This is a genomic window from Sulfitobacter aestuarii, from assembly GCF_042685005.1.
Classification (GTDB): Bacteria; Pseudomonadota; Alphaproteobacteria; order Rhodobacterales; family Rhodobacteraceae; genus Sulfitobacter; species Sulfitobacter aestuarii.
In genome coordinates this window covers 79,001-86,674 of record NZ_JBHUMP010000015.1, presented here as the reverse complement: position 1 = coordinate 86,674, position 7,674 = coordinate 79,001, and the positions used below count along the sequence as shown (strand labels likewise).

Below are 7,674 nucleotides of genomic sequence, written 5' to 3'. Positions count from 1 at the left end.
GATTGAGAATTGACGGCGTCTGAACACCGCCATGATATGCCGCCCTTCAGGGCATCACCAACTTTCGCGCGTTTCTCGGCAACAAAGACCGAACCTGATGAGCAGTTCGCCAAGTGGACGGTTCATGCACACCAGGCGAATGTCCATTTGGCAAATGCCTATCCCACAAAATATTTGGTTGAACAAACGGGCGAATGGCGTGGTAAAACAGCCGCTATTCGTGGTCTAGGCTTGTCTGTCTTCGACGTCATTCGCGCTCTTACAACTGCTCAGGGCGGATGCTTTCACAGTCATGGTTACAGCGCTTCTGGGCGCGAACCGAGAAAGATCATTCCTTTTTCGCTGGACGGCAAACCACCGTTTCCAAAACCGGAAACCGAGAGCATCGACGCACTGTTTGATCTCTTGCCATACGAATTCGAGGCATTCTCAGACGCACTTGATCGGGCGGTCGATACCGATCCGAAAACTGCGGCCAAACTTATCACTGCCGCTCTGGTCCCCGCTGTTGATCGCGTAATGAGACGCCTAGAAACACCGGCCAACACTCGGGATATCATCGAATGGTTGGAAACAGAATGGGCCTCACCCGGATCGCAGGAAACGGAGAGTTCCCTTGAAACACTCATTTTAGGCATCGGATTTGCCGATGGGTCTCGCATGCCGACACTCGGCTATGCAATCGGGCAGATCTGGCGAAAATTGCAGGACAGGTTCCGTTCCGGTTTTAACCTTGCCGAGGTCGAAGTGGACACAGCCGTAGCGATAGCAAATTTTGACGATGGGATAAAGCGATATTCCTACGGGCCACCTGTATCGTCTGCTCGCGAAATGCTCACGTTGGTTAACGCTGGTATCCTTGACCTTTCATTTGCCACTGATCCGAAAATTGAGTTGACGGATGCTGGATGGAAATTGAACACTGATGGGAAAATCGCCTCGGCCTCGGTAATGATCAATGCTGTTCTGCCATCGTCCGATCTATTGAAAATCGTTGATGTGTTGGTGTGCGATTTAATATCACAGCAACTTCTGCGACCAGTATCGGAAGGGTTTGGAGCTAAGACGGCTGCCGTTGGGCGTTTGGTGGACGGGCAGGGCGAACCGTTGGTGGGGTTATGCTTCCTGGGACGCTTGGCACTTGGAAGCGTTGTGGCGGTGGACTCGCTTGACAACTGTTTTGGTGAAGATGCAAGCCGATGGGCTACAGGTGTCTTGAACCGGCTGGGCTTTCTTGATGACGCCACCGACTAATTACGTTCCCTTCCCACTGAGTATACGTTCTCTGTTTTGCGAGTTTGAAAGCGTAGGTTCGTAATTGCATTGCCAACCTTGGGAATGTTCAATCCCAGGACCAATATGACAAATGTCCCGACGCAAACTGGTGGTGTTCAGTCCCAAACTGTGCGCCGGTCCGCTTCGATCTGTATATTTCAGGACTTGCTATCTTTGCCGTCGCCGATCTGATTGGCCCGCACCGTCAGGCCCTGCACGAAACGCTTCAGCGCATCGCGAAGGTGCTTGAGTTCATCCTGATCGATCTGCAATTCTTCGACAAAGGAACGCGGAATATTTGCCGCAGCCGTCCGGAGCGCTTGCCCCTTTTCAGTCAGCGAGACCAGCACACGTCGATCATCGGCTTGATCGCGATTCCGGCTGACGAGACCGTTTGCGACGAGCCGCTTTATAAGCGGTGTCAGCGTTCCGCTGTCTAGATGAAGTTTTTCACCGATGCCGCCGATGCTTTGTGGAGCGCTTTCCCACAAGACCAGCATCACGAGATACTGTGGGTAGGTCAGCTCCAGCGGTTCTAGGACCGACCGGTAGCGACGCGTAAGAAGGTTTGACGCCGCATAGAGCGGAAAACAAAGCTGCATGTCCAGTGCAAGATCGTTCATCTCTTCCGCAGTCCTGCTCAACTTCGTCACCTCTTGTCTCATGCGGTTCATCATGGATCGCTTTTACCAAAACAGGATCGAACCTCTTAGAGGTTTCAATCGGCAGGTCATAATGCTTGCACACAATATAATTGCACGCAAGGAACCAAGGCGGGCGGGAAACGTTGTCTCCATGGAATTCAATAGCAATCAGTGCGGAGACATTCATGACTGGCCAGATAACCACCATCAATCCAGCGACAGAAGAAACTCTCGAAACCTATAGCTTCATGACCAACGACGAGGCGCAGAACGCTGTCCGCGAATGCCATAGCGCTTTCCTCGACTGGCGGCAGAAGTCGACCAAGGACCGCGCTGAGAACATTCGTGCGATTGGCGAGGAACTGACGAACAGCAAGGAAGATTTTGCCCAGCTCATGACCCGCGAAGTCGGCAAGCTGATCGGGGACAGCCGCGACGAGATCGATCTGTGCGTACAGATCTGCAAATTTACCGCCGATAAGGGACCTGATGCGCTGGCAGACGAAGAGCGCGACATTCCCGGCGGCACGGGCGTCATCCACTTTGCACCACTGGGTGTCATATACGGTATCCAGCCGTGGAACTTTCCCTGCTATCAGGTGGTGCGCTACGCTATCTCGAACTTGATGGCTGGCAACGGGGTTCTTCTAAAGCACGCCGAAAACTGTACCGGGTCGGGCCTTTTCCTGCGGGATCTGATGGAACGCGCAGGTCTTCCGAAGAACCTCTTTACGGTTCTCCTGATTGACCACGAACAGTCTGATCTGATCATCGAGAATGATCTGGTGCGCGGCGTGACCTTGACCGGCAGCGATACTGCTGGCCGTACCGTCGCACGGAAAGCGGCTGAGCAACTTAAGAAGACCGTACTCGAACTTGGATCGAACGACGCATACATTGTTCTGGACGATGCCGATATCGATCTCGCGGTGGATGCCTGTGTTACGGCGCGGATCTACAACAACGGTCAGACCTGTGTGAACGGCAAGCGCTTTATCGTCACGGCGAAAAATTACGATGCATTTGTCGAGGGCTATACCCAAAAGATGAAAGCTGTCGAACTAGGCGATCCGACGGACCCCAAGACCGCCCTCGGACCAATGGCGCGCGATGATCTGCGCGACAAGCTTGCTCAGCAGGTGGAGGAAAGCATCGAAAAAGGCGCACGTGCCGTCGTCGGGGGTAAAACGCCTGACCGAAAAGGTGCCTATTATCCCGCGACCGTGCTGGTCGACGTGAAGCCCGGCCAGCCTGCCTATGACGATGAGCTGTTCGGCCCTGTCGCATCGGTCATCCGAGCCGAGGACGATGAGGATGCAATGCGTATCGCCAACGACAGTCGCTATGGCCTTGGTGGTGGTATCTTCAGCCGCGACGAAGCACACGCACGCAAGCTTGCGGGTGAGCAGTTCGACACCGGTATGATTACGCTCAATGGGTTTAACATCGCGATCCCCAATATGCCGTTCGGTGGCGTGAAGAATTCCGGCTACGGACGCGAGCATGGCGGCTTTGGCATGAAGGAATTCGTCAACGCCAAGTCGATCTATGTGATGGATTATGAGGCCAAGTAATGGCGCATCATGAGACCGATGTCGCCATCATCGGGGCCGGCACTGCCGGCCTCGCGGCCGAGCGCAGCGCGCGTCAGGACGGCGCGCGCACGCTCCTGATTGATGAGGCCTTTCGTGGCACACTGTGTGCAAGCACGGGCTGTATGCCTTCAAAGCTTCTTATCGCTGCGGCAAACGCAGCATATCACGCCCGCGGCGCGGGGGTGTTCGGCGTGCAAGTAGAAAACGTCGCGATCGATGGACGGGGGGCGCTAGAGCGCGTTCGGCGGGAGCGCGATGAATTTGTGGCGGCAACGCGTGCATCATTCGAAGATTTGCCGGCCGGCACCTGCATAACAGCACGTGCGCGTTTCGCAAATCAGAACGCGCTGTCCCTCGACAACGGCGACACTGTAAGCGCCAAGTCAATCGTGATCGCGACCGGCTCCTATGCCAGCATTCCCAAGCCGTTCAAAGGTATTGGCGACTATGTCCTCACCAACGAGAGCGTATTCGAAATGCAGGATTTGCCTGCCTCTCTCGCGGTGGTCGGGGGCGGCGCGATCGGGCTGGAATTGGCGCAAGCTATGTCTCGACTTGGTGTCGACACGGTTCTTTTTGATCATGAAGACACCCTTGGCGGAGCGCGGGATTCGGACGTGCAGGCCGCAATTGTCGAGATCATCGGACAGGAGCTTCCGCTCCACCTTGGCGTAGATATCGCCGTAAAAAAATCAAACGATCGCGTGCAGCTGTCATGGTCCGGTGCCTCTAGCGGCAGGCGAGAATTCGACCGCGTTCTCGTCGCGACTGGCCGTCCACCAGCGTTTGAAGGTCTCGGACTTGACACGGCTGGTCTGGAGCTTGACGAGCATGGTGTGCCGGTATTTGACCGCACCACAATGCAATGCGGCGACGCCCCCATTTTCATAGCCGGTGATGCGAACGCCAATGCGGCTGTGCTACACGAGGCAAGCAACGAGGGCAGCGTGGCCGGACACAATGCTGCTTCCTATCCAAGTGTAGAGGCCCACCCCCGCACCGTGGCTTTCGCGCTGACCTTTACCGATCCTCCCCTTGCCATACTCGGTGAGAGTGCTGGTGAACACGCGCTCACCGGCTGCGCCTCCTATGCAGATCAAGGCCGCGCCAAGGTCGACGCGCGCGCCAAGGGTCTTGTGCGTCTTTATGCAGCGGCACCCCATGGGCGCCTGACCGGGGCCGAGCTATTCTGCCCCGGTGCTGACCACATGGCACATTTGCTCGTCCACGCGATTCAACGTGGCGAGACGGCGAGCGACCTTCTGGACATGCCGTTCTATCATCCAACCCTCGAAGAAGGACTGAAATCGGCGCTTCGCGAAATCTGTGCCGCCACGTCGGCGCCCCTGCCAAGCGGACGCGCATCCGACGACCCACCGGGCGCCTGAACTTTAAATCAATAAGGACTTACCATGCTTAAACTGCACTGCCTTGCCTATTCGCGCGCGATCCGCGTCGAATGGCTTCTTCAGGAACTGGACACGCCGCATGAGCTTGTCCTCTATGACCGCACCGAGAAATTCGGGGCGCCGGACTCGCTAAAGGCGGTTCACCCCCTTGGAAAATCACCGGTGATTGAGGATGATGGCCTCGTTCTCGCGGAATCCTCGACGATCCTGCGCTATGTTGATGCTACCTATGGCGATAATCGCTTCCAACCCGAACCCGGAACCCAAGCCTACTTCGAGCATTCCGAATGGCTGGATTATGCCGAAAGCTCAGCTGCCATGCCGATACTGTCGGCGGTATTTGATACGATGGCCGACAAAGAAGAGGTGCCGGAAGAACCAAGGATGAAAGCCGAGCTTGCCAATAATCTCGACCACATTGAGGACCGGCTGTCTGACCGCCCGTACCTAATGGGCGACGCACCGATGTTGGCTGACATTCAAATGTCCTACATGCTCTCGCTGCTGGAGCTGACCGGACAACTTGAAAATCGCCCCATCCTTGCGGCTTACTGGCAGCGGATAAAAGACCAGCCGGGCTTGCGCGCCGCAGTTTCTAAGACGGGACCGATGACCCCGCCGGCTATCTGAACATCTGCGGCATCGTGGTCGACTGTGTTCCAAAGATCCCCAAGTCTTTCGCGACGGGAACCTTGTTGCTTCGAGGCAATCCAGTGGAAACAGCCAGCCGCGCCGGAGCGGCTGGCCTATGACCGGATGAAGACTGCGGTGATCGGCGAGGACGAGGCCGGTGTGATTACCTACAACGCTTCGCTCGTGGCGCTGCTGAACCATTATGGCGCGGTGCCACGGGCCTGTCGGCCGTATCGGGCCAAGACGAAGGGCAAGGTTGAACGTCCCTTCCGCTACATCCGCCAGGACTTTTTCCTGGCACGGACCTTCCAGAACCTTGATGATCTGAACGCCCAGTTCGACAGATGGCGGACAGGCATCGCAAACCCGCGGGTTCATGCAACGACCCGGCGTGTCGTCAACGAAGCCTTCGCCGAGGAACAGTCGCGCCTGACGACACTTCCGGCAATCCCCTACAGCGCCGTGCTAACCGTCGAGCGGCGGGTCAGCCATGAGGGCATGGTCTCGGTCGACGGCAATTACTACAGCGTTCCGGATACGACCCGGAAGCGCATCGTGGAGGTCCAAAACCACACGCACGAGGTTCGGATCTTCGAGGAGGGCGCGCTGATCGCCCGGCACTCGGTTCTCGAAGGAAAGAACCTGCGCCGGGTCGATCCCGCCCATCGCAAGGCACCACCGGCGCTTCGGCCCGTCCCTCAAACGCCGGGTGTGCCTCTTCGACCTTTGTCCTTCTACGACGCTGTGAGCAAACGCCTCGCAGCTGAAGGAGCGCGCTCATGACCATACTTCTCGACAGAATCCGCGGCGCGCTGGTCGGGCTGAAGATGCCCCGTGCGTAGAGGCGCTGGATCATACCATTCAGCGGCTCGAAAACGGCGAGATCACCGCCATCGAAGCAATCGATGCGCTGCTGAGCGAAGAATACGCGACGCGCGAGACCCGCAGGATTGACGTGGCGTTGCGCACCTCGAAGCTCCTGCCGATCAAGACGCTGGAGAGCTTCGACTTCAGCTTCCAGCCGTCTCTGGACCGCGAACGCATCGCAGCGCTCGCCCAGCTCGACTTCGTCCGGCGCGCCGAGGTCGTTCACTTCCTTGGGCCACCGGGAACCGGGAAAAGCCATCTTGCCACCGCGCTCGGCGTCGCTGCGGTGAAAGCCGGCCGTCAGGTCTATCGCGCCTCGTTGGCCGATTTGATCGACGCCCTCGCCAAGGCCGAGCGTCAGGGCCAGCTCGCCGAGAAAATCCGCTTCTACGCGCGCGCCTCGCTGCTGATCGTTGACGAAATCGGGTACTTGCCGATCAGTCGGGGCGGCGCCAACCTATTCTTCCAGCTCGTGAACGCCCGTTACGAGAAAGGCGCCATGATCTTGACCTCAAACCGGGGCTTTGCCGAGTGGGGCGAGGTCTTCGGCGATCCTGTCGTCGCCACCGCGCTGCTGGACCGGCTGCTGCACCACGCCGTCGTCGTCCAGATCGAGGGTGCCAGCTACAGGTTACGCGCCCACGCAGACCTCATCCCGGAGCATGTCCGCGCCAACGCCCGCATCACACCGCCACCGCCGCAGAAGCGCCGCGCTCGCCCACCCAAGAACGAGGTCGCCAATCCCTGATCCCGGCTGATTACCGGACCCGCCAAAGTGGGGAATTTTACTTCGGCACTGGGGAAAGTTCAGTCGGCGTTGACATGACATGGTTTGTGAAGCGAACGGCATACAACATCGCCTCACGAAGCCAAATCACCCGTGGACCAACGGCCAGGTGGAGCGGATGAACCGTACGATCAAGGAGGCGACAGTGAAGCGATACCACTATGACAACCATGATCAGCTGCGCACGCATCTCGCCGACTTCATGGCTGCTTACAACTTCGCGCGCAGGCTCAAGACACTGAGCGACCTCACGCAATACGAATACATCTGCAAGATCTGGACTTCAGAGCCAGACAGATTCTTCATCGATTCGATCCACCAGATGCCGGGACTGAACACCTAGTATGTGTCGGCAAGCAGCTCGCCCCGTATCGCGCCCCTCGACGGGTAAAATGTTCTGCTTGCGGCAGAAACTAATGGTTTATACACGGCCCTTGGCCAAGTTGATCCTAAGGAGGTAGCTA

General features: G+C 57.4%; 6 protein-coding genes and 2 pseudogenes. 7 read left to right on the top strand and 1 reads right to left on the bottom strand.

What is annotated here, in order from left to right; translation table 11 throughout:
- Nucleotides 1-9: 9 nt before the first annotated feature.
- Nucleotides 10-1,254, top strand: a complete 1,245-nt coding sequence (locus ACFSUD_RS15545) for a hypothetical protein (protein WP_386375422.1) — start codon at nt 10-12, stop codon at nt 1,252-1,254.
- Between the two features lie 179 nt (nt 1,255-1,433).
- Here the strand turns inward: ACFSUD_RS15545 and ACFSUD_RS15540 are convergent, their stop codons facing one another.
- Nucleotides 1,434-1,898 carry a MarR family winged helix-turn-helix transcriptional regulator gene (locus ACFSUD_RS15540; RefSeq protein ID WP_386375421.1) on the bottom strand — a complete coding sequence of 155 codons (465 nt, stop codon included), beginning with the start codon at nt 1,896-1,898 and terminating at the stop codon, nt 1,434-1,436.
- Nucleotides 1,899-2,104: 206 nt separating this feature from the next.
- Between ACFSUD_RS15540 and ACFSUD_RS15535 the strand changes: the two genes are divergently transcribed.
- The 6 genes and pseudogenes from ACFSUD_RS15535 to ACFSUD_RS15510 all read left to right on the top strand — a co-directional run.
- Nucleotides 2,105-3,493 (top strand): NAD-dependent succinate-semialdehyde dehydrogenase, encoded by a 1,389-nt coding sequence (locus tag ACFSUD_RS15535; protein ID WP_386375420.1) that lies wholly within the window; start codon nt 2,105-2,107, stop codon nt 3,491-3,493.
- Nucleotides 3,493-4,902: a dihydrolipoyl dehydrogenase gene (locus ACFSUD_RS15530; protein WP_386375419.1), complete on the top strand. Its 1,410-nt coding sequence runs from the start codon at nt 3,493-3,495 to the stop codon at nt 4,900-4,902. The genes ACFSUD_RS15535 and ACFSUD_RS15530 overlap by 1 nt, the downstream gene beginning before the upstream one ends.
- 24 nt (nt 4,903-4,926) lie before the next feature.
- A complete protein-coding gene (locus ACFSUD_RS15525) occupies nt 4,927-5,553 on the top strand; it encodes a glutathione S-transferase family protein (RefSeq protein ID WP_386375418.1) in 627 nt (208 codons plus the stop codon).
- Nucleotides 5,554-5,652: 99 nt separating this feature from the next.
- Nucleotides 5,653-6,339: pseudogene (locus ACFSUD_RS15520) on the top strand (Mu transposase domain-containing protein); the annotation flags it as partial.
- Nucleotides 6,320-7,171, top strand: coding sequence for an IS21-like element helper ATPase IstB (gene istB / locus ACFSUD_RS15515; RefSeq protein ID WP_386375423.1), 852 nt, complete (start codon nt 6,320-6,322; stop codon nt 7,169-7,171). The pseudogene ACFSUD_RS15520 and the gene istB, both read left to right, overlap by 20 nt.
- Before the next feature lie 100 nt (nt 7,172-7,271).
- Nucleotides 7,272-7,553: pseudogene (locus tag ACFSUD_RS15510) on the top strand (integrase core domain-containing protein); the annotation flags it as partial.
- Between the last annotated feature and the right edge of the window lie 121 nt (nt 7,554-7,674).

What these genes read in the sequence shown, in the direction of transcription:
- ACFSUD_RS15540 (WP_386375421.1), bottom strand. Translation starts at nt 1,898, where the DNA reads ATGAACGATCTTGCACTGGACATGCAGCTTTGTTTTCCGCTCTATGCG.
- ACFSUD_RS15535 (WP_386375420.1), top strand. Translation starts at nt 2,105, where the DNA reads ATGACTGGCCAGATAACCACCATCAATCCAGCGACAGAAGAAACTCTC.
- ACFSUD_RS15530 (WP_386375419.1), top strand. Translation starts at nt 3,493, where the DNA reads ATGGCGCATCATGAGACCGATGTCGCCATCATCGGGGCCGGCACTGCC.
- ACFSUD_RS15525 (WP_386375418.1), top strand. Translation starts at nt 4,927, where the DNA reads ATGCTTAAACTGCACTGCCTTGCCTATTCGCGCGCGATCCGCGTCGAA.